The 19,848-nt window shown below is 55.1% G+C and carries 20 protein-coding genes; 9 read left to right on the top strand and 11 right to left on the bottom strand.

What is annotated here, in order from left to right; all coding sequences use genetic code 11:
* The first annotated feature begins 156 nt into the window (after nucleotides 1-156).
* Both ONV78_RS11765 and ONV78_RS11760 read left to right on the top strand, forming a co-directional pair.
* Entirely contained in the window at nucleotides 157-1,785 is a 1,629-nt protein-coding gene (locus ONV78_RS11765; RefSeq protein WP_279503276.1) for a hypothetical protein, read from the top strand.
* A gap of 355 nt (nucleotides 1,786-2,140) precedes the next feature.
* The gene (locus ONV78_RS11760; protein ID WP_279503275.1) at nucleotides 2,141-2,731 is read left to right on the top strand and encodes a PEP-CTERM sorting domain-containing protein; all 591 of its coding nucleotides are present in this window, start codon (nucleotides 2,141-2,143) and stop codon (nucleotides 2,729-2,731) included.
* 92 nt (nucleotides 2,732-2,823) lie between these two features.
* Here the strand turns inward: ONV78_RS11760 and ONV78_RS11755 are convergent, their stop codons facing one another.
* The 11 genes from ONV78_RS11755 to sctW all read right to left on the bottom strand — a co-directional run bounded on the left by ONV78_RS11755 (nucleotide 2,824) and on the right by sctW (nucleotide 10,992).
* Nucleotides 2,824-3,636, bottom strand: coding sequence for a hypothetical protein (locus ONV78_RS11755; RefSeq protein ID WP_127969171.1), 813 nt, complete (start codon nucleotides 3,634-3,636; stop codon nucleotides 2,824-2,826).
* Nucleotides 3,637-3,645: 9 nt separating this feature from the next.
* Nucleotides 3,646-4,668 (bottom strand): type III secretion system translocon subunit SctE, encoded by a 1,023-nt coding sequence (sctE, locus tag ONV78_RS11750; protein ID WP_279503273.1) that lies wholly within the window; start codon nucleotides 4,666-4,668, stop codon nucleotides 3,646-3,648.
* Complete coding sequence (locus ONV78_RS11745) at nucleotides 4,652-5,170, bottom strand: SycD/LcrH family type III secretion system chaperone (protein ID WP_279503271.1); 519 nt, start codon at nucleotides 5,168-5,170, stop codon at nucleotides 4,652-4,654. The genes sctE and ONV78_RS11745 overlap by 17 nt, the downstream gene beginning before the upstream one ends.
* Before the next feature lie 53 nt (nucleotides 5,171-5,223).
* On the bottom strand, nucleotides 5,224-5,772 hold the full coding sequence (locus ONV78_RS11740) for a hypothetical protein (protein WP_279503270.1): 549 nt from the start codon (nucleotides 5,770-5,772) through the stop codon (nucleotides 5,224-5,226).
* A 45-nt stretch (nucleotides 5,773-5,817) separates the two neighbouring features.
* Entirely contained in the window at nucleotides 5,818-6,117 is a 300-nt protein-coding gene (locus ONV78_RS11735; protein ID WP_279503269.1) for a hypothetical protein, read from the bottom strand.
* 277 nt (nucleotides 6,118-6,394) lie between these two features.
* A complete protein-coding gene (sctV, locus tag ONV78_RS11730) occupies nucleotides 6,395-8,467 on the bottom strand; it encodes a type III secretion system export apparatus subunit SctV (RefSeq protein WP_216734892.1) in 2,073 nt (690 codons plus the stop codon).
* Nucleotides 8,464-8,820, bottom strand: coding sequence for a hypothetical protein (locus ONV78_RS11725; RefSeq protein ID WP_127969165.1), 357 nt, complete (start codon nucleotides 8,818-8,820; stop codon nucleotides 8,464-8,466). The genes sctV and ONV78_RS11725 overlap by 4 nt, the downstream gene beginning before the upstream one ends.
* Nucleotides 8,821-8,824: 4 nt before the next feature.
* Nucleotides 8,825-9,202, bottom strand: a complete 378-nt coding sequence (locus ONV78_RS11720) for a hypothetical protein (protein WP_127969164.1) — start codon at nucleotides 9,200-9,202, stop codon at nucleotides 8,825-8,827.
* Nucleotides 9,199-9,495, bottom strand: a complete 297-nt coding sequence (locus tag ONV78_RS11715; RefSeq protein WP_127969163.1) for a hypothetical protein — start codon at nucleotides 9,493-9,495, stop codon at nucleotides 9,199-9,201. The genes ONV78_RS11720 and ONV78_RS11715 overlap by 4 nt, the downstream gene beginning before the upstream one ends.
* A complete protein-coding gene (locus tag ONV78_RS11710) occupies nucleotides 9,495-9,872 on the bottom strand; it encodes a hypothetical protein (protein WP_279503264.1) in 378 nt (125 codons plus the stop codon). Before ONV78_RS11710 ends, ONV78_RS11715 begins: the two co-directional genes overlap by 1 nt.
* Nucleotides 9,873-9,915: 43 nt before the next feature.
* Entirely contained in the window at nucleotides 9,916-10,992 is a 1,077-nt protein-coding gene (gene sctW / locus ONV78_RS11705; protein ID WP_279503262.1) for a type III secretion system gatekeeper subunit SctW, read from the bottom strand.
* Between the two features lie 159 nt (nucleotides 10,993-11,151).
* On the opposite strand from sctW, the gene sctN reads away from it, so the two are divergent.
* From sctN to sctT, 7 genes are read left to right on the top strand one after another with little or no spacing between them, the layout of a single operon-like run.
* Entirely contained in the window at nucleotides 11,152-12,471 is a 1,320-nt protein-coding gene (gene sctN, locus ONV78_RS11700; protein ID WP_279503261.1) for a type III secretion system ATPase SctN, read from the top strand.
* Between the two features lie 3 nt (nucleotides 12,472-12,474).
* Nucleotides 12,475-12,948 carry a type III secretion protein gene (locus ONV78_RS11695; protein WP_279503260.1) on the top strand — a complete coding sequence of 158 codons (474 nt, stop codon included), beginning with the start codon at nucleotides 12,475-12,477 and terminating at the stop codon, nucleotides 12,946-12,948.
* Nucleotides 12,949-12,969: 21 nt separating this feature from the next.
* A complete protein-coding gene (locus ONV78_RS11690; RefSeq protein WP_279503259.1) occupies nucleotides 12,970-17,160 on the top strand; it encodes a hypothetical protein in 4,191 nt (1,396 codons plus the stop codon).
* Nucleotides 17,157-18,152 (top strand): FliM/FliN family flagellar motor switch protein, encoded by a 996-nt coding sequence (locus tag ONV78_RS11685; RefSeq protein WP_279503258.1) that lies wholly within the window; start codon nucleotides 17,157-17,159, stop codon nucleotides 18,150-18,152. Before ONV78_RS11690 ends, ONV78_RS11685 begins: the two co-directional genes overlap by 4 nt.
* Nucleotides 18,145-18,792 carry a type III secretion system export apparatus subunit SctR gene (sctR, locus tag ONV78_RS11680; protein ID WP_216734900.1) on the top strand — a complete coding sequence of 216 codons (648 nt, stop codon included), beginning with the start codon at nucleotides 18,145-18,147 and terminating at the stop codon, nucleotides 18,790-18,792. The genes ONV78_RS11685 and sctR overlap by 8 nt, the downstream gene beginning before the upstream one ends.
* Nucleotides 18,789-19,061, top strand: a complete 273-nt coding sequence (sctS, locus tag ONV78_RS11675; protein ID WP_011398858.1) for a type III secretion system export apparatus subunit SctS — start codon at nucleotides 18,789-18,791, stop codon at nucleotides 19,059-19,061. Before sctR ends, sctS begins: the two co-directional genes overlap by 4 nt.
* Complete coding sequence (gene sctT, locus ONV78_RS11670) at nucleotides 19,058-19,846, top strand: type III secretion system export apparatus subunit SctT (protein WP_216734901.1); 789 nt, start codon at nucleotides 19,058-19,060, stop codon at nucleotides 19,844-19,846. Before sctS ends, sctT begins: the two co-directional genes overlap by 4 nt.
* The last annotated feature ends 2 nt before the right edge of the window (nucleotides 19,847-19,848 follow it).

Genomic DNA, 19,848 nt, shown 5'->3' with positions numbered 1-19,848 from the left:
TCCTTTCTAAACCCTCAGCCTAAACCAAAGCTTAGTCGTTGCGCATACAAAACAGTCTATCACTTCCCTTATAATCGAACTCTGATCTCATCGCTGTAATCACGTTTGCAACCCCACTCAGGACTGGCGACTCACCTAAAAAAGGAAGGAGTGATTATGTCGAAGCCCTCGCCCACGGAACCACATTCGTTTCTCTCTGGATCAAAAACCATCAAATTGTTCGCCACCGTCGTCTCTATCCTCGCCGGCGTTGTGACGATCATCTACAGCATCAGCCGCGACCCGACCGCCAGTCAGCACAACAGCGGCGACAATAACGTCATGGTCGGCGGCAATGTAGGAGGAGATATCAGCATCCGCCAGGAGGACTCGCCTTCCTATCGTGTCGACATCATCGGCGAAAAGATGATCAAGCCCGGCGAAAAAGTCTTGGTGAAACTGGACGCAGAGCGCCGACAGCATCTGAGCGGCATGACCTGCCACTGGCAGGTGCTCGGCAAAGAAGGCGCTGTGTTGAAGCAGGCGCCGGATAATTGCCAGATGGAGCTGACCCTTGTATCAATCAGTGAAGCGACCGACTTCAGTCGGGTCAGCATTGTGGTGGAAGCCACCAGTTCCAGCGGTAAACGCTACAGCGCCGTTAACGAACTAATGATCAGGCCAGACCCGAATTCCAGCCAGTACATTGAGCAGCAGCAGGCGTCGCTGCGAGAAAATATGACCAAAATGTTCGACGAGGCCGGCGATACGGTGAACAGCGCGCAGACTGACGCCATGAAGTTTACGGACAGGCTGCAACAGTTTCAGACCGACGTGCGCCGCAATGGGCTTGCCAGCAAACTGGAGCACAGGCCGGATAGAGTATTCGAATGTTCCCCTGGCGGCTGCAAGGTGGATGCGCGAGAACTCTGCGATGCCCAGGCGGCCGGGCTGGCTTTTGGGCCCACTCCGGGGGAGCGCTTATTTCAAACCTCGCTTGACTGTCGTGATGTGGAAGCGGGCGGCGCCAGCGAGCTTTGTCTCACACCGCCTTTTGACATAATCGGACTGCAACCCGGCGCCGAATTGTATGGCGATATCCTCTTTGCAGACGCTGCGCCTATTCCCTTCAATATCAAAGTCAGCTACAACGCAGACAGTTACGATCACCAAGACCCCAGCTGGACGCCGCTGCGCGCCCGAGGCGCAGACGCCGCCAAAGCGCCATTCGCCGCGCTTAAGTTCGAAGCATATAGAAGATCGTTTCAGCTATTTCTGGGAGCGTCCGCCGCCCATTGTTATGGCGCCAGGCCCAGTCTGGAGATCGCCTACGATTCCGATGGAAAAGGCTTCATCAATACCTCCCAGGGAGGACAGGCGCAAAATGTCTTTCCCATCGTTCCACCCCAGGGCGACGCGATTAAAGTGCGAGTCAGCCATAACGGCGAATCCAGGGAGTTCAGCTACACCTTTGATCTGGAGCAGATCATACGTCAAACTGCCGCCAACCTGGGGCGCCCGCAATTGAATTGCCAGCGCAACGCCGACGTCATCGGCTGCGCCTTGCCAGACCATGACCCACTGGTGATTTGGGCGAACGTGCAAACAATTCGCTATAGCGCCAGCAGCGACCAGCTCGAAAACAGCCTGCCCGTGAGCATTAACGGGAAACAGATCTTTGAGAAAAACCCGCGAAATATTCTCAGCGCATACCGATTTACCGTACCGGGCGACTGGAGCGACATATTTTACCAACTGGAGTTCAAAGACGGCCGTTTAGGCAATGTGGAGCGGATTCCGATGTAGCTGAGCGTTTGTAACTTAGGAGAGAGTCTCCCGTTACGTCGGTAATATTTACAAAGGCAAAACTCAAAGCAAGAAAGGCCACAACGAATCCATACATAATGCGGCGTCTTTTATTTATAATTGACGTTCGCTTACTTGAGTGTCGGGACAAAATGTACTACGGCGGTATGGGTTCAAATAGCAAAGGCAACCGCAAACGCCGTGGAGCTGCTCCAAACGTCAGCAAAGTTTACAAAAATATAAGCTAATGTAGATTGACCTCACAGATAAAGCCGATACCGACAGGGATTATGGAAGATGGCACGCATTATGCGTAACACGTTGAATTAAAGGGTACTTTTAACAAGGAATTCTCATGAAGAAAGTTTTATTTTTCTTAACTGTCCTAACGCTTTCCTCCGCGGTTCGCGCTACTCCCATTACCTATCAGTTTTCAGGAAGTCTGAAAGAAGTCAGTAATGTGTTTGACCCCTACTTTCCTGAAAGGGATTTTCCCAATATTGGAACCTCAATGTTTGGAAGCCTCACTTACGATATCGTCGGATCGCCGGATGATCGAGAGATTGTGATCAGCTCCTGGAGCGCAAGAGTCGGCGATTACTCTTTTGGCAGCTCAGGGGAAAGCACGATGCCTCCCTTTGAAATGAAGGCGCGCACAAATAAAAATACCTTTAGTTTCACTGACGAGGTCCCCTCCGATAACATTCCTTATTTCTATTTTGATGTCGCTGAATTTGAACTCAATTTCAAAGAGCCGCTCTCGCCTGCCTTGACCCAACTCCCAGTTGCGTTATTTGACTCAGGCAGTTTGACGCTTGACGTCAATGCCACAGTAAAGTTTGATATTTCCAGCATCAAAATTAAGAATGTTCCCGAGCCAGCAACCTTAGCCCTGTTCGGCGCGGGCCTCTTGGGACTCGCAGGAAGAGCGCGACGCAAATCTTAGTCTTTTACCTTCCAGCGCTTTCTTCATTACGCCCTGACAAAAACGGCTGATCATCAAGATCAGCCGTTTTTGTTACTGCATCACAACCAACATTACGAGAATATCTTCTGCCGCGTTTCGTGCTTGGATTGCTCGATAGCGGACAGCTTGGATCTCACGTCGTCCATGATTTCTTTCATGGTCTGAATAAAATCCTTGGCTTCGTCGATATTCGCCGAATGCTTCTCGGATTCAGCTTCGTACTGCTTCTGCTGTTCCAGATCCAGCTTGGACTCATAGGTCAACGGCGCCGAAATGAGCGTGCCGGCGCCACCCGCCATCTGGGTGAAGGTCTGTCCCAGGTTAGTCAGGTTCTGTGGCACCTGCAGTTTCAACTGTAACTGCGCAGAATCAAGCTTGGTGTCTTTCATCAGCGCACTCGTCTGCTGCGTCGACTTAATCGTCAGTTTTACAGAAACAGCGCCGCCTGCGATCTGCAATGCGCCCTGCACCAGCGACGCAGCCAGTTCTTTACCGGCGGAGTCACGCAGTTCCTTGCCAGCGCTTTCCAACGACTGCCATTTTTGCTGATACTCGCCGTGACGAATGTCGCGGGCGCCTTTCTTCTGCGTCTGCGCCAGTTCGTGGATCAAGCTCATGATGGCGAAAATATCCACTTCCAGGGTCGCTTTGGCTTCCGACAACTTCCCGTCAAACTGCTTGCCTGGCGTTCCTGCTTTGCTGTCAGGACTCTCCAGTTGCGGTTGATAGGTCTCGCGACTGAAACGTATCAACGGCACATCATGCTTGCCGTCGCTGAGCACCAGAGAAGCTTCCTGCTTGGGGCCTTTGACCGGAGCGGAGCCCTCCATATCAATAGAAAAAGCGAATGTATTATTCGCTTCGTTTATCGGGTTAACACTCATAAAAGTCTCCTATACCATATTCCTGCTGATCTGCATGCGGGTGCTGTGGTCGTTCCCCATGATCTGCAGGATGCGACTGACTCCCTCATTCAGCTTGGAGATGACTTCCTTCAAGCGATCCTGCTCCGCCTCCATGGCGGCCTGCAGTTTGGCGAGCTCCTTCTTCATGTCCATTTGATTGGCTCGCGCATCGGTCGCCTGCTTCTTGTATACGCCAGTGGTTATCTGGGACGCGCCGCCGCCGATTGCAGAAGTTCCAGCGGTGGCCGAGGCGATGTTCTTCACCTGAGCCCCAGCCACTTGAATCTTCTGCATGTGCTCCGGCGATGACGCCAGTCTGGTGATCAACCCTGAACCCGCTTTGGCGGCGGACGCCATACTGGCGCCCACGCAGACAGCGATCGTTACGGCCGCGGTGACGACGCCAGCAACAATGTTGGCGACACTCTCGTCCATTCCCATGGCCTGTAACCCCTTGGCTATACCTTTGGTCATCTCGCCCATCAGGCTGTGACCGGTGGCCGCACCCACCATTGAATCCACCGCCAACGCCAACATGGCTGCGCCCGCAATGGCTCCCACCCCAGTTGCGATCATGACCGCGCCGGCGATCGCCGTCGCGATGTTGGCTATCCATCCGAAAATCTTGCCGAATAAACCGCCTTTTTTGGCTTTGTCACCGGCTTCGATGGACTTCTGTATTTGATCCAGCATTTCATCATGCTTTTGGTTCTGCTTGGTCCGGTTGAGCTGAATGTCCTGCTGGGAGGATTCAATCTGCTCATTGCTGGATTTGGACTTTATCGTTAATAACAACGCCACTAATTCATCGGATGAGCGGGGTTGCGGCCGCTCCAGGTCGGGAGCAAAAGACTTGCCCGATGTATTTTGCGCTGGGCCGGACTGCGGGTCCTGCAGGTTAAACGAGACCTGCGGGGAACCGACCTTTTTCTGACCAGGCCCCTGAATCTCCTGATCTTCTGAGCTGCCTATCGGATAACTGAAATGTTGATTTTCAACCGCCGTTACCATTGGCCAGGCCCTCCTTTTTCTGTTGCAGTACCGAGCGTAAAAGCTCAGCCTTGGCGCGCACCTGGGAGTATTGCTCCTTATCGCCCGCCCAATGCAACGCTGCTTCAATACCGCTTTCCGCCTTCTCCAGGTCGTTCAGAGCCAGATAGCAAAACGCCGCATGCATAGGGGGATGAGGATTCTCTACATCCAGAATGGCCATGTATGAATACGCCTGCACAGCTTCCTCATACTTCTGCTGTTGTTGCAGACAGGCGCCCAGCCCCATCCAGAACCGCTTGTCTAAATGCCCATACAGGCACAGGAAACGGAACAGCTTCTCCGACTCCCCATTGCGATTCTGTCGATACAGGTTGTACGCCACCGTGTAGACCGCCTCCAATTCATTGTCGGTGATCCCCTTGATCTCGCCCAAGGTTGCGTGACCATGCACCACCGACTCCACCAGGGCTTCAAAACGGGCCTCGGCGTCCGGCTGTATTGTTTGTGCTGATTCAGCCACGGAATGTCTCCTTTACTGATTAAGTTCTGTGAGTTCAGAACACACTCAGGCCATCAGTTGATCTTGTTGATGGTCGCCATGATGGTGTCGTGCTCTTTCTTCTGGATGTTGGTCATCAACTGATAAGCCTGCTGCTGTTTATTGATCAGGCCCTGCAGGCGAATCATTTCCATCTGAGAGTCGTTGTTGAGGCCGTCGCGCTTTTGCTTCAGAGTTTCTGCAAAAGAGTTGAGCTGGTCTTTGCTGACTTCGTTGCCTTTGACATCAACGCCCTTGGACTTCAGCTCGTTGACTTCAGCATCGGTCAGCTTGAGCTTGTCTTCGCCCTTCTTCAGTCCGGCGGCCTTGTCATTCACCATGGAAATGGTTTTGCCGTAGTCCTTGATTTCCGTGTTGATGCTCTGCATCCGTTCGCTTTGGGATTTAACCTGGCCATCCAGCAAACCAACGCGCTCTTCCTGCAGCAGCATGATTCGTGTAAACGGGTCCATATTGGCGTCGTCGAATTTGGACGCATTCTTAGGATCGCCAGTAGGCGTGGTTTCCGAAGTAGACTCGTATGGATTGACGGGTTGGTTGTTGGTTACAGGGACTGTACTCATCTCAATTTCCTCGTATTAAATTTGTAAGACCGAAAAAGCTGAGGGCTAAATCGCCAGATAATTACGGTTGGACTTTTTGCGTTTGATGGGAGTCGTGGTACGGCTACCGGTCTTCATGATCTCGGTAATTTCATCCCGCCATTCCTGTAGTTGCTCCATTCCCTGCTGCTTGAACCCTTCGGAAGCCAATGGGTGACTCAATATCTTCTGAGCGCTGCCTCGGGGAATTCCCAGGGATTGAAACAACTTGTCTCCCTGCTCACGCATATTTTCCGCTTTACGGATCAACGCTTCGGACTCCGCCAGCGTTTTCTCCACCTCTACATCCGTAAATGTCTGGCTCATAGCTTTAACCTCACTTTTATTTAGTCATGAATAACCCTCTCGCCACGCCGCTTGGGGATCACCGTCGCGACTAACGGAAAGGATCATTAGTTGAGTAACGGAAAGACGCAAAAAGTCGCTGTTTTTGGGAATATTTGCGTCTAATTTGGGAATTGCGGCGCTGTTTGGGCGAGTTGGGGGAGAGAGGATTTGGAAAAAGGTTTTGGAGAGAGGGACAAAAGCGGAAAAAAGAGCGCTGGAGGAGTTCCACCGCTCTCGGTAATTAGCTCGATGAGGATTACAGACAAATACGGCTGATCGGCTGCACCGTGATGTCCTGGGTGAGTTCTTGATAGGAAAGCACGCACAGCTCGAAGAAATCGCGCTCGATCATCTTTCTGACATAACGGCGGATATCCATGGACACCAGCAACACCGGTTTATGCGGCAATGCGTCCAGGTCCCCGACTTCCCGATGCAGCTCATTGATGAAATTCTGCGTGGTGTCCGGGTCGAGGGCCAGATAAGCGCCGGAAGAGGTCTGCCTGATGCCGCCGCGAATAGACTCTTCCAGATCCTGATCCAGCATATAGGCAGGCAAGACATTCTGGCCATTGCAGAATTTATAGCTGATATAACGGCTCAGACTCTTGCGTACGTATTCCGTCAGCAGCACCGTGTCTTTTTCCTTTTGGCCCCACTCCACCAGCGCTTCCATGATGGCGCGCAAGTTACGAATGGAGATATCTTCGGACACCAACCGCTGCAGGATCTCCGCAATGCGCTGAATCGGCACGACGCGCTGCACTTCCTTCACCAAATCGCCATACTGCCCTTCCATCTGATCCAACAGATAACGGCACTCCTGCAAACCGATAAACTCGCTGGCGTAGCGCTTCAGAATAAAAGACAGGTGGTAAATTAACAGTCGCGGCGCATCCAGGTATTCAATGCCGGCGTTTTCCATGGCGGGCGCATGAGTCTTCTCCACCCAATAAGGGTTGGCGGACATCGCCAGCTCGCCCTGTTGATGAGGGATGCCAAGGATGTCCAACTGTTCCTGGTCCTGCAGCACCACGACTTTATCCGCCGGCAAACGTCCCTGCGCCACTGGCACTTCATGCATCAGAATAGTGTAATCGCCATCTTTCATGCTCTCGTTGAAGCGCAAGTGAATGCCAGGAAACGGGACGCCAAGATCCAGATAGAGGGCGCGCCTCACTCGGTATAGCTCAGCGTTCAGCTCAGAGGGTTTCAGCATTTGCTGGCAGGACGCCGCGACGTCCAGCAACAAGGGCACCGTCGGAGAAAAGTCATCTTTCTCTGGCGTCTTGCTCTGAGTTCGGGTCTGCCCCGCCGCGGCCATGGCTGGGATATCGTCATCGTCTGTCTCGGAGCGTTTGGATTTGCGGCTCATGATGAACCCCACGGAGCTGATCAGCCCCGCCAGCACCAGGAACGTCATGGTGGGGAAGCCGGGGATCATGGCGAAGCCCAGCAGCAAGGCGCCGCCGATAAATAACGCCTTCGGTTGCGCGCCGATCTGTCCACCGATATCGCGACCCAGGTTTTCCGACTCATCCGTAGAGACGCGGGTGACGATAAAGCCGGCGGTGATCGAGATAAACAGAGCAGGAATCTGCGCCACCAGACCATCGCCGATGGTCAACACCGAATAGATGGCGGCGGCGTCGCCGGCGCTCAGGCCGTTTTGCGTCACCCCAACCAGGATACCGCCGAGAATGTTAACTGCGGTGATGATCAAGCCCGCAATCGCGTCGCCTTTAACGAATTTCATGGCGCCGTCCATGGAACCGTATAGCTGGCTTTCCTTCTCCACTTTAGCGCGTCTGATGCGCGCCTCGTCCATATCGATAACCCCGGCGCGCATGTCGCCGTCGATACTCATTTGTTTACCCGGCATGGAGTCCAGAGAGAAACGCGCGCTGACTTCCGCCACCCGCTCGGACCCCTTGGTGATAACCAGGAACTGTACGATGGTCAAGATAAGGAAGATAACGCCGCCCACTACCAGGTTGCCGCCAACGACAAAGTTACCGAAGGTGTAAACGATCTGCCCCGCATCCGCCTGCAGCAGAATCAAGCGTGTGGTGGTGATCGACAGCGCCAGCCGGAACATGGTCGTGATCAGCAACATGGAAGGAAAAACAGAGAAATCCAGCGGCGATTTGATATACAGCGCCAGCATCAGAAGTATCACCGATACCCCCATGTTGAGGGCGATCATCACATCCACCAGCATGGTAGGCATGGGCAAGATCATCATAAAGATGATGCCCACCAGGAAAATCGCCAGCACCACGTCGTTGCGCTGGCTGAGCGCGCTCAGGACAGAAGCTCCTCTACTCATACGACAGAGTTCCTTGTTAGTTGATGATATTTCTTCAGGCTTTTACGCGCTTCCTCAGGACGCTCCAGCGCCCACAGCGCGTGACTGCGTATCAATAGAAACGGCGCGGTCTCCTGTTTCACACCCAGCTCCCGCAGGCTGCGGTCGCTCAGAGTCAGCGCATCCTTGTAACGCGCCGCCTTCAGGCAGGCGAAAGCAAGTCCGCGCGTCACATAGGCGTCCTCAGGACAAAGTTTGGCGGTGGCCTGCAACAGGGTCAGCGCCTTTTTGTGATGATTCTGCTGGAGATACACGAACGCCAGCGCCAGCAACCATTCACGGTTGGCGGGACTGAGGGAGAGTGGCTCGCTCATCCGTCTAGGCCTCGATTAATGCATTGCGATACTGGTTGAGGTAACGGATATCGTCCTGATTATCCCGCAAGATCTTCTCCGCCTTGCTGAACAATTCACGATCCTCCGGGGACTGCTGCGCCAGTTTTTGGAACAGCCCACGCACCTCCCCGTACTGACGTTCAAAGTCCACTGGGGACAAAAGGCTTTCCGAGCTGACCCGGGGGCGGATGAATGAGTCCAGTAAAGAGGATTCTTCCCCTTTGCTGTACAACTGGCGCAGATGCGACACCACCTGACCACCGGCGGGGGTGAATTTCTTATGCGACGGCAGCTGACGTTCGTCCGCTGCGTTATAAAGGGAAAGCCCTTCAATATTGGAGCGCAAAGAGATGTTGGTCATGCGACAGCCTCCTCGTCCGTCCCGTTTTTAAACCAGTGGTCGAGCCCGGTCAGTCTGAGCGCCTCCAGCAGATTTTCCTGCGCGTCGATCACCCTCCATTGAGGCGGCCCGTAGGGCGCCAGGTGGGCGATGTTCAGCAGCAGCGTCAGCACCCGGGTGGAAGGATGCGGCGTCTCATCACAGCGGATAAGCACCCGCTCTTCGCCCTGCTCCGCCAACTCGCGGCAGCGCATCAGAAACGCTTTCTCCGCTTCTGGGCGCAGGGGCCAGGGCATGCTCAGAATGACATCCATCAGAGATTACCCAGTTTGCCGGTCAGTTCCTGATAGCGATAACGCAGTCGGCGGATAGCGCCGTCCAGGAAGTCAATGGACGCCTCGGAGACGTTCATGCAAATCGTCATTACCAGACGTCTTTCCCCCATCAGGCCAGGCTGGATCTGATAATCCGTGGAGGTTTGATAGTGGGTCAGTTGCAGCAGTTTTTCGGCGACTTCGTCCACCTCAAACTCCGGTAATTCATAACTGAGCGACACCGCCAGGCAGTCGTCGCGCTGGTCCAGGGTGATGCGCTCGCCGGTTTCGTAGCTCAGTGCGGTGACGCCTTCTCCCACGCCATTGACGCCCATGCTGCGACCATAGGCGTTCAACATGTTGTGAATCGCATTCATTATGTCGACTTACTCCTGTTCTGAATTGATCGTCGCCCCACTCTCATTCTTCCTGCTCCTTGATAAACAGCTGCTCAAGGGCTTCTCTGGAAACGCCCAGCAGGCGTTCCCGGTCGGCGGGGTCGTTGTAGGTTTTTTCGGGAATTTCGCGAAACACCGTGTCCACTTCCCGTAACAGGTAGATCTGGTTTTCAATGCCCTGCACATTCATTTCCATCGGAATGGAAGCGATCTGGGACGGCTGCACCCAGTCCATGTCCTTGATATCCAGCACTTTGCCCATCAGGTCCTGGCCGTCTTTGCAGTCACGCTGCTCGTAGATATCGCGCATGGTTCCCATGATATCGCAGCATTGCTCATGCACCCCGCCCAGCAGCTTGAGCGCATACATGTCGTCCATGATGGCCTTGAGGCGCGACGGTTCAATGGACGGCCCCTGCGCGTTGTAATCGGCGCCCAGGGCTTTCATCAGGAACTTGCGCACGGTTTCAAAAGGACGCCCTTTATGGCGCTCGACAATGGTGCGATAGGTCTGGGTAATGCCGCCGTAGTTCAGCACTGCATCGCGATAGGCGTCCCGCAACATCTGGACGTCCGTCTTCAAACGATCGGCGAATTCAGAAGCGGTCAGCGATACGTTCAGTCCCGCCCGCACCGATTCGCCTTTGGTGTTCATCAGTTCCGTGGCGGCGTTTTGAATCAGCTTCAACTGCTCCGCTTTATCCGCGCCGCCGGCCTTGGCCTCTTTCTCCAGCACCTGCAAGGCCACGAACTGCAATGTCGGGTCTTTGGAGAATTCCTCCAACCGTCGCATCAATTGCTGAGGGGTGGAAGGAAAGTTACTGGCCATGCGCTCAATGAGCACTTTCATTTTGACGTTCTTCAGCAAGTCGGGAACCTGATCCATCATCTCCCGAATTTTCTCGATCAGGATCTGCTGAGTGTTCTCTTTCTTGCCGGTGGACATTTCCCGCCGCGCCAACGTTTTCTCCGCTCGCTCCTTGAACAGAAGGGACACTTCCTCTTTGGCGTCTTCCAATAAAGAGGACGCGCTCTGTTTCACCTGCACATTTTCCCCGTGCAGCTTGCCCTGTCGGGTAACCGCTTCATTCGTGGACATCGACCCGCTCTGCAGGACAGGAGCGCTGGTCCGGTTGACGATTTGCTCACTCAAGTTTGCGATCTCCGGCAATTGAACATGCAACTTTCTCCCTGTTGGTAACACCCATAAGAAGAAAGTTTTTCTGCGAAAGTTAATTTCCGCTTAAAGGAGTCAAACGTGAGCCAGTTGAGCCATGTGTTATCAGACCTGCGCTCGGCCATCGCCGAGGTGCAACCGGTCGGCCTGCGCGGCCGGGTGACCAACGTGGTCGGCACCATCATCCGGGCGATCGTTCCCGGCGCACAAATTGGCGAGCTTTGCTATCTGGAATCCGAAGGCGCCCCGAGATTGCTCGCCGAAGTGGTGGGGTTTCAGGAAAAAGAAGCGCTGCTGACGCCTATGGGGGACATGCTGGGCATATCCACCGCTACAGAGGTGATCACCACAGGACAATCCCATCACATCGCTGTCGGCCCTCATCTGCTGGGACGCGTGCTGGACGGCATGGGCAATCCGATGGACGGTAAAAACGCGGATTTTCCGTCAGACCTGCAGCATTATCCGGTCTACGCCGATGCGCCCTCCCCCATGATGCGCCGCATGATCAGCGAACCGCTCAGTCTCGGCGTGCGCGCCCTGGACGGCTTGCTCACCTGCGGCGAAGGCCAGCGGATGGGCGTATTCGCCGCCGCCGGCGGCGGTAAGAGTACGTTGCTGTCCATGCTGGTCATGGGGGCGGACGTGGACGTCATCGTTATCGCCCTGATCGGGGAACGGGGCCGCGAGGTGCGGGAATTCATCGAGCATAACCTAGGTCCGGAGGGCCTGGCCCGTTCAGTGTTGGTGATCTCCACGTCGGACCGCCCGTCCATGGAGCGCGCCAAAGCCGCGTATGTAGCCACTACCATCGCCGAATATTTCCGCGACCAGGGCCAGAGAGTGTTGTTGCTGATGGATTCAGTCACGCGTTTCGCCCGGGCGCAACGGGAAATAGGTCTCGCGGCGGGCGAACCGCCCACCCGTCGCGGCTTTCCGCCTTCCGTCTTCGCCACCCTGCCCAAGCTCCTGGAACGTGTGGGCTTTAACGACAAAGGCTCCATTACCGCGCTCTACACCGTGCTGGTGGAAGGGGATGACATGTCCGAACCCATCGCCGACGAGGTGCGCTCCATTCTCGACGGTCACATTGTGCTCTCGCGCAAACTGGCCGCCGCCAACCACTATCCCGCTATCGACGTGCTCGCCAGCACCAGCCGGGTAATGACCGCCATCACCAGCCCGGAGCACCGTCAGGCGGCGGGCAAGATGCGCGAGCTGATGGCCAAGTACGTGGATGTGGAGCTGCTGGTGAAGATCGGTGAATACCAGCGCGGCAGCGATCCGCTGGCGGACGAGGCCATCGCCAAGATCGATCGTATCCGCGGCTTTCTGAAACAGCCGACGGATGAGAAGTGCGACTTCCAAACCACGCTGAGCGCTTTGGCGCAGACGGTGTAAACCATGCTCTCCGCACTGGCCGACATTAAAAAGCTGCGCGAGCGCAACGCACAGGCGGAGGCGCTCAAAAAGCGCCAGGTACTGGCGCAGAAGCAGGCGCAGGTCGAGGAAGCCAAACGCGACCTGCAACAGTTTGAGATATGGCGAGTACAGGAAGAGCACCGTCTCTACGACGGCATCATGGGGTCGGAGGTCGGCCTCAAGGAAATCGACAAAGTCAAACATCAGATCGGCATGCTGCGCCTGAAGGAAGTCTCACTGGCGGAGCAGGTAGAGAACGCAAAACAAGAACAAAAACAAGCAGAAGCGGCGTTGCGTCAGGCGGAACAGGCCCTGGCGGAAGCCGGCAAAGCCGTAGAAAAGTGTCAGATGCTTATTGCGCAGGTGACTGCCGAAGCCAACGCGGAGGCCCAGCGACTCGAAGATCTCGAGCTTGAGGAAGCCAGCGAAACCAATTTTTCACGCCCCCAAAACTAAACACAGAAATCCAGAATCATTATGAGAATATCCAATCGCACATCAGGTTCCTCGGACAGGGAAAAAGAGTCGGAAGCGGTCTCGGAAAGCTCCCTGCAACAGTTCAGCAAATTAATGGAGACCAAGTCCGTCAACCCGGATAAGTTCCGGCAAACGGAAGAGCAGTCACAGGAAAAACCGGTGCCGGATAAAGTTCGCAACGCCATGATTGAAATGGTGAAAAATGCGTTCAAAGCGACGGAAAACCTGGCGCAGCCCTCCAAGCCCGGCCAGATGGACCCCAAGACCTCCATCCCGTCTTTGACGCAGACTTTCGCCCAAAAATCTCCGGCAGGAGAGAAAGGCGGACTTCTGGATAAACCAGAGCTGGCGCAACCCAAGCAATCACTGCCACAAGAGCAAACGCCGCGGGAACTCAGCCTTTTCGCCTCCCAAGACAACAACGGCGCTGAACTCAGCCAGCTCGACACGCTACAGAGCAAGCTGCCGCTGCCCGGAGACAAGCCGGAGCTTTCTCCACCCAAAAACGATGAACAGTTCGGTCAGCTCAAGACGGAAACCACCGTCCCGGAGTACGCCAAGTCGAACCCTGGCGCACAACCCTCCTCCCTTCTAAATAACCCGGATAAAACCACATCGGAAACCTCAGGGGACCCGAAAAATCCATTGCAAGAAGCTAAGCCCGACTCATCCGGTCGCAAACCCGTTCAGCTCAAAGACGATCAGTCTCAAGCCAAGTTTGAGACCATCAAAGACCCCAAAGTCGCCACTGATAAACTACAGCCGAAAACAGAAACACAGTCCAAGCAGGAAGAGCCTGTTAAGTCAGAGTCCGCACAAGCCAAACTGGACGCCAAGGTCGAACAAAAGCCAATCGCCAAGGAGCCATTACAAACCAGACTGGACAATAAGGCGGATACTCAGCCCAAACCTGAGACGACCAACAAGTCAGAACCAGCCCAATCCAAGACTGAGAACACGCCACCAAAACCGGATGTCCAAGCTAAAACTGAACCCACTCAGCCAAACCGCGATCCAGCTCAACCGAAGCCGGAAAACAAAGCAGACACCCAGACCAAACCTGAGGTGACGAACAAGTCCGAACCTGCTCATACAAAACCTGAGAACACGTCGCCTAAAACGGATGTCCAAGCTAAAACAGAGCCTACTCAGCCTAATCGCGATTCCGCTCAACCGAAGCAGGAAAGTAAAGCCGACACTCAGCCTAAGCCTGAAGTGACGAACAAGTCAGAGCCAGCTCAATCCAAGACTGAGAACACGCCACCTAAAACAGACGGCCAGGCTAAAACTGAGCCCACTCAACCTAATCGCGATCCCGCTCAACCAAAGCCTGAAAACAAAGCGGATACCCAGCCCAAGACTGAGGTGACGAATAAGTCAGAGCCTGCTCAGACAAAGCCCGAGAACACATCGCCTAAAACGGATGTACAGGCTAAAACTGAGCCCACTCAACCTAACCGCGATCCCGCTCAACCTAAGCAGGAAAACAAAGCGGATACTCAGCCCAAACCTGAAGGGACGAACAAGTCAGAGCCAGCTCAATCCAAGACTGAGAACACGCCACCTAAAACAGACGGCCAAGCCAAAACAGAGCCCACTCAACCTAATCGCGATCCTGCCCAACCGAAGCCGGAGAACAAAGCAGACACCCAGCCCAAACCTGAGGTAACGAACAAGTCCGAACCTGCTCAAACCAAACCTGAGAACACGCCACCAAAAACGGATGTCCAGGCTAAAACAGAGCCTACTCAGCCTAACCGCGATTCCGCTCAACCGAAGCAGGAAAGTAAAGCCGACACTCAGCCTAAGCCTGAAGTGACGAACAAGTCGGAGCCAGCTCAAACCAAGCCTGAAAACACGCCACCTAAATCGGATATCCAGGCTAAAACTGAGCCCACTCAACCTAATCGCGATCCCGCTCAACCAAAGCCGGAAAACAAGGCAGACACTCAGCCCAAACCTGAGGTGACGAACAAGTCAGAGCAAGCTCAACCCAAGAATGAGAACACGCCACCTAGAACAGACGGCCAAGCCAAAACAGAGCCGACTCAACCTAACCGCGATCCTGCTCAACCGAAGCCGGAAAACAAAGGGGATACCCAGCCCAAACCTGAAGGGACCAACAAGTCAGAACCAGCCCAATCCAAGACTGAGAACACGCCACCAAAACCGGATGTCCAAGCTAAAACTGAACCCACTCAGCCAAACCGCGATCCAGCTCAACCGAAGCCGGAAAACAAAGCAGACACCCAGACCAAACCTGAGGTGACGAACAAGTCCGAACCTGCTCATACAAAACCTGAGAACACGTCGCCTAAAACGGATGTCCAAGCTAAAACAGAGCCTACTCAGCCTAATCGCGATTCCGCTCAACCGAAGCCAGAAAACAAAGCAGACACTCAGCCTAAGCCTGAAGTGACGAGCAAGTCGGAGCCGGCTCAGACAAAGCCCGAGAACACATCGCCTAAAACCGATCCACAGGCTAAAACTGACCCAACACAGCCTAATCGCGATCCTGCGCAACCGAAGCAGGAAAACAAGGCGGATACCCAGCCCAAGCCAGAAGTAACGAATAAGTCAGAGCCGTCTCAAACCAAGCCCGAGAACACGCCTCTTAAAACGGACGGCCAAGCTAAAACTGAGCCCGCTCAACCAAAGCCGGAAAACAAAGCAGACACTCAGCCTAAGCCTGAAGTGACGAATAAGTCAGAGCCTGCTCAATCCAAGCCTGAGAACACGTCGCCTAAAACGGATGTCCAGGCTAAAACTGAGCCCACTCAACCTAACCGCGATCCTGCTCAACCGAAGCAGGAAAACAAAGCAGACACTCAGCCTAAGCCTGAAGTGACGAACAAGTCGGAGCCGGCTCAGACAAAGCCCGAGAACACATCGCCTAAAATCGATCCACAGGCTAAAACTGACCCAATACAGCCTAATCGCGATCCCGCTCAACCAAAGCCGGAAAACAAAGCGGATACCCAGCCCAAGCCAGAAGTAACGAATAAGTCAGAGCCTGCTCAACCGAAGTCAGAGAACAAGACTGATACGCCGGCAAAAGGCGATCTTCAATCTAAAGCTGAAACTCAAGACAAGGTCGATCATATCCGTCCACAACAGGCGTCATCACAGGCCAATCCGGATGGGCAAAGCAAGCCTCAATCCCATGACAAATCCGAGCTGCCGCAAAACAAAAGCTCAACACGCCAGCCTGTAAACGGTCCCTCTGAGCACTCGACGTCAACGCCGAAGAAGGTGGATAAAGCAGGCCAAGCGCTTGAACCCACCGCGAAGTCGGGGGCTCAACAGGGCGATCCCAATTCATCCGAGCGCCAGTCATCCGTTATAAAAACGGCAGTCCCGGGCGCAGAGGGCGCTATATCTCATAAAGCGACAGCGTCCGATCCTCCTCAGGTAAGTCAGAAAACGGATCAGCCCGGACTTACCACTGAGCACGCCAGCAAGACTCAACCGACGCCCTACTCCAAGCCCCCCCCCATCGACGTCAATGCGCTTCAGGCGGATGGCAAAACGGGGCCGAAGAGACAGGAAGGCGGCGTTAACAGCAAAGTGGAAACAGGCAAACCTGAGCTGCACGCCGGCGAGTTTCAGCGTCCAGGCAGCCCTCTCGCCAACAAAGTGACGAGCAAGGGCTCCGCCTCCTCCGATCATCAGGAGCGCCGCGAGAAGCCCTCGACGCCGCAGAAAAACAAAGAGAAAACGGAGCAACCACAGGAGCGTCGCGAAGGGCAGGTGGAAAGCTTCCAGGTGCAGCCGGCGCAACAGAACCAATCCCGCGACCCCGTCGCCAACACCAGCGCAACGGAGACCAGCAAGGTCTCCACGCAGGAGAAAGTGGCGGAAATGCAGAAGATCGTCGATCAGATCGTGAGTCGCGTTCTGGTCAGCAAACCAGGCTCTGGACAGCCGGAAGAGTTGCGTTTGATGCTGAGTTCCGGACCGCTGAAAGGCACGGAGATCGCCATTATGCGCAAACATGGCGACATTCAGCTGAGCTTTAATACTCCTAATCCTGAAACTCAGGCCTTCCTGGTGTCACTAAAAGGAGAGATGAGCACATCCCTGAGGAGCAAGCTGCCCAATGAACGATTCGAGGTCAGGATTCAAGAAAGCAAAAAAGCCAGCCCGTACGGTAAGGCGCCAGTGCGCCGCGCCAAAGGCCAGCAGCAATGATTAAGTCGCTGAAGCTACCCCGGCTGGGGCGAACGCAGGTGAATCTGGATAACCTGATCTGCGCCCGCCGCCGCCCGTTTGCGGCGCAATTGCCTGAGCATACCGCCCAGTTCAATCTGCGCCGACTGGAGATGCTGGAGACTTACGCCAGCATCGCCTTTTACGCCGAGGGGCGTCGCGGTCATCTGCATTTGGACATCCGCGCCATCAGCGCGCTGCTGGGTGAGCATCAGGACGCCGCCATCTATCCGGAGGCCCTTCTATCAGCCTTACTGGCGGCGCAACTGAATGGCCCTCTGCAGGCGCTTTCCTCTGTCTTACAGACTGAGCTGGAACTGGATGAGATCAGCCAGGACAGCACCATGGTTCTGGCTGGCGTCCGCATCGGCATGCAAATAAGCGCCGCCGGCAATACCGGACTGGGGCTGCTGACGCCGCCACCGCATCTTGCCGAGCGCATCGCCGCATTGCTCGCCACCCTGCCCGCTGAACCAGCGCCAGCGCCGATCACGCCAACGGCGTCGGCGCAATTGCTGCTGGCGGAACGTCGGATGTCTCTCAATGACTTCAAAGGCCTGGAGCCCGGAGACGTGCTGATGCTGCCGCCAGGCGCGTCCGCAGATCTGGTGACGCTGCGCCTGCCTGGATACGGCGCCTGCCGCGCCCGCTTAGATGATCACAAATTAGTACTGGTGACGCCCATGACTTCAGAAACACAACACATTTCCGAACCTCTCGACGCCCCATCCGACCTGGGCAACCTGGAATTGAAGCTGGAGTTTCATCTCGGCTCTCTCAATCTGACTCTGGCCGAGCTGTCGCAAATGACCGAAGGCGCCGCCTTTGATCTCGGCCTGAGCCTGGAAGCGCCGGTGGCGATGAAAGTGAACGGACAAACCGTAGCCCGCTGCGAGCTGGTGGAAATCGATGGGCGTCTGGGGGCGCGCGTAGTACGGTTGACCGGCGACAGCGAGGTCGGCGGGCATGACTGATATACAGGCGATTCCTCTTATCGGGACACTGGTCCTGCTGTCGCTGATCCCGTTCATCGCCATCATGACCACTTCCTTTATCAAGCTCGCCGTGGTGTTCAGTCTGCTGCGCAACGCTCTCGGCATACAGCAGATTCCACCGAACATGGCGTTGTACGGGCTGGCCATTGTGTTGTCGATCTACATCATGGCGCCGGTGGGCTATCAGATTGCGGACACCGTGAAAGAAAAAGGCTTTGACCTGAGCCATGCGGAGTCGCTCAAGGAACTGGCTAACAGCGCCATCGAGCCCATGTCCGACTTTCTGACCAAACACTCTTCGGAAAAGGAGCGCGGCTTCTTCATGGAAAGTGCGGCGACCCTGTGGCCCAAAGAGTACGCAGCGCGCCTGGACACCAACAGCATGCTGGTGCTGGTGCCTTCATTCACCATCAGCGAGTTGAAATCCGCCTTTGAAATCGGCTTTCTGCTGTATCTGCCCTTTATCGCCATCGACTTGATCGTCTCCAACATCCTGCTGGCCATGGGGATGATGATGGTGTCGCCGATGACGATCTCGCTGCCCTTTAAATTACTCCTGTTCGTGCTTCTGGACGGCTGGACCCGATTAACCCATGGCCTGGTGTTGAGTTACCAATGAGCGAAGCGGAAGTCATTCATTACGCCAGTCAGCTGCTGATGTTGGTGCTGGTGCTGTCAATGCCCACCGTCATCGTCGCAGCGGTGGTGGGCACGCTGGTGAGTCTGGTGCAGTCGTTGACCCAGATTCAGGATCAGACCCTCTCCTTCGCCATCAAGCTGATCGCGGTATCTATCACCATCATGCTCACCGCGCGCTGGCTGGGCATTGAAATCTACCACTTTTCCATGAACATCCTTGACCACATCGAGTTGATCGGCCCCTCATGATGACCCATTTGATGAGCGACACGCTGACGCTGTTCATGTTCACCGTGCCGCGTCTGCTGGCGGCCATGTCAGTCATGCCGTTCCTGAGCAAAAGCTTCTTCGGCGGCACATTGATCCGCAACGGCGTGGTGCTCAGTCTGTCCCTGTTTCTGTTCCCCGTGGTGGACGAAGGCTACAAGCCGGAAACCATGGCGCCGCTGATGTATGCGCTTATTATTTTCAAGGAAATGATCATTGGATTCTGCCTGGGCTGGCTGGCGGCGCTGCCGTTCTGGGCGCTGGAGGCGGTGGGGTTCTTTATCGACAACCAGCGCGGCTCCACCATGGCCAGCGCCATGAACCCGCTGACTGGTTCTCAAGCCTCCCCTGTCGGCATTCTGTTCGTACAGACCTTCACCACCCTGTTTTTCCTGGGAGGCAACTTCCTCACCCTGATGGGCGCTATTTACGCCAGCTATCACGCCTGGCCGATCTTCTCATTTTTCCCAAGGATCGAGCTGTCGGCAGCGGGCTTTTTCTTCGCCCAGCTGGATTACTTCATGAGTATCGTCGTGTTGTTCGCCGCCCCACTGATCGCCTGTATGTTTCTGGCGGAGTTCGGCCTCGGCCTGGTCAGCCGCTTCGCCCCCCAGCTAAACGTTTTCTTCCTGTCCATGCCGGTAAAAAGCCTGGTGTGCATGGTGATGCTCACTTTCTATGTGGGCGTGTTGATGCGCATTTTCGACGAGCGCTATCTGCGCACCTTTGACCTGTTCAAGCAGCTCAACGTGCTATGGGGGTCATGACG

Origin of the sequence: Hahella sp. CR1, from assembly GCF_029813005.1 — a bacterium.
Classification (GTDB): domain Bacteria; phylum Pseudomonadota; class Gammaproteobacteria; order Pseudomonadales; family Oleiphilaceae; genus Hahella.
Note: the sequence above shows the minus strand (reverse complement) of the source record. Positions and strands in the feature narration are given on the sequence as shown.

Coding starts and splice junctions, on each gene's coding strand:
- ONV78_RS11760 (WP_279503275.1), top strand. CDS start 2,141: ATGAAGAAAGTTTTATTTTTCTTAACTGTCCTAACGCTTTCCTCCGCG.
- ONV78_RS11715 (WP_127969163.1), bottom strand. CDS start 9,495: ATGGATGTCATTCTGAGCATGCCCTGGCCCCTGCGCCCAGAAGCGGAG.
- sctR (WP_216734900.1), top strand. CDS start 18,145: ATGACTGATATACAGGCGATTCCTCTTATCGGGACACTGGTCCTGCTG.
- ONV78_RS11720 (WP_127969164.1), bottom strand. CDS start 9,202: ATGACCAACATCTCTTTGCGCTCCAATATTGAAGGGCTTTCCCTTTAT.
- ONV78_RS11755 (WP_127969171.1), bottom strand. CDS start 3,636: ATGAGTGTTAACCCGATAAACGAAGCGAATAATACATTCGCTTTTTCT.
- ONV78_RS11740 (WP_279503270.1), bottom strand. CDS start 5,772: ATGAGTACAGTCCCTGTAACCAACAACCAACCCGTCAATCCATACGAG.
- ONV78_RS11710 (WP_279503264.1), bottom strand. CDS start 9,872: ATGAATGCGATTCACAACATGTTGAACGCCTATGGTCGCAGCATGGGC.
- ONV78_RS11735 (WP_279503269.1), bottom strand. CDS start 6,117: ATGAGCCAGACATTTACGGATGTAGAGGTGGAGAAAACGCTGGCGGAG.
- ONV78_RS11690 (WP_279503259.1), top strand. CDS start 12,970: ATGAGAATATCCAATCGCACATCAGGTTCCTCGGACAGGGAAAAAGAG.
- sctW (WP_279503262.1), bottom strand. CDS start 10,992: ATGTCCACGAATGAAGCGGTTACCCGACAGGGCAAGCTGCACGGGGAA.
- sctT (WP_216734901.1), top strand. CDS start 19,058: ATGATGACCCATTTGATGAGCGACACGCTGACGCTGTTCATGTTCACC.
- sctE (WP_279503273.1), bottom strand. CDS start 4,668: ATGGTAACGGCGGTTGAAAATCAACATTTCAGTTATCCGATAGGCAGC.
- sctS (WP_011398858.1), top strand. CDS start 18,789: ATGAGCGAAGCGGAAGTCATTCATTACGCCAGTCAGCTGCTGATGTTG.
- ONV78_RS11685 (WP_279503258.1), top strand. CDS start 17,157: ATGATTAAGTCGCTGAAGCTACCCCGGCTGGGGCGAACGCAGGTGAAT.
- ONV78_RS11725 (WP_127969165.1), bottom strand. CDS start 8,820: ATGAGCGAGCCACTCTCCCTCAGTCCCGCCAACCGTGAATGGTTGCTG.
- sctV (WP_216734892.1), bottom strand. CDS start 8,467: ATGAGTAGAGGAGCTTCTGTCCTGAGCGCGCTCAGCCAGCGCAACGAC.
- ONV78_RS11695 (WP_279503260.1), top strand. CDS start 12,475: ATGCTCTCCGCACTGGCCGACATTAAAAAGCTGCGCGAGCGCAACGCA.
- ONV78_RS11765 (WP_279503276.1), top strand. CDS start 157: ATGTCGAAGCCCTCGCCCACGGAACCACATTCGTTTCTCTCTGGATCA.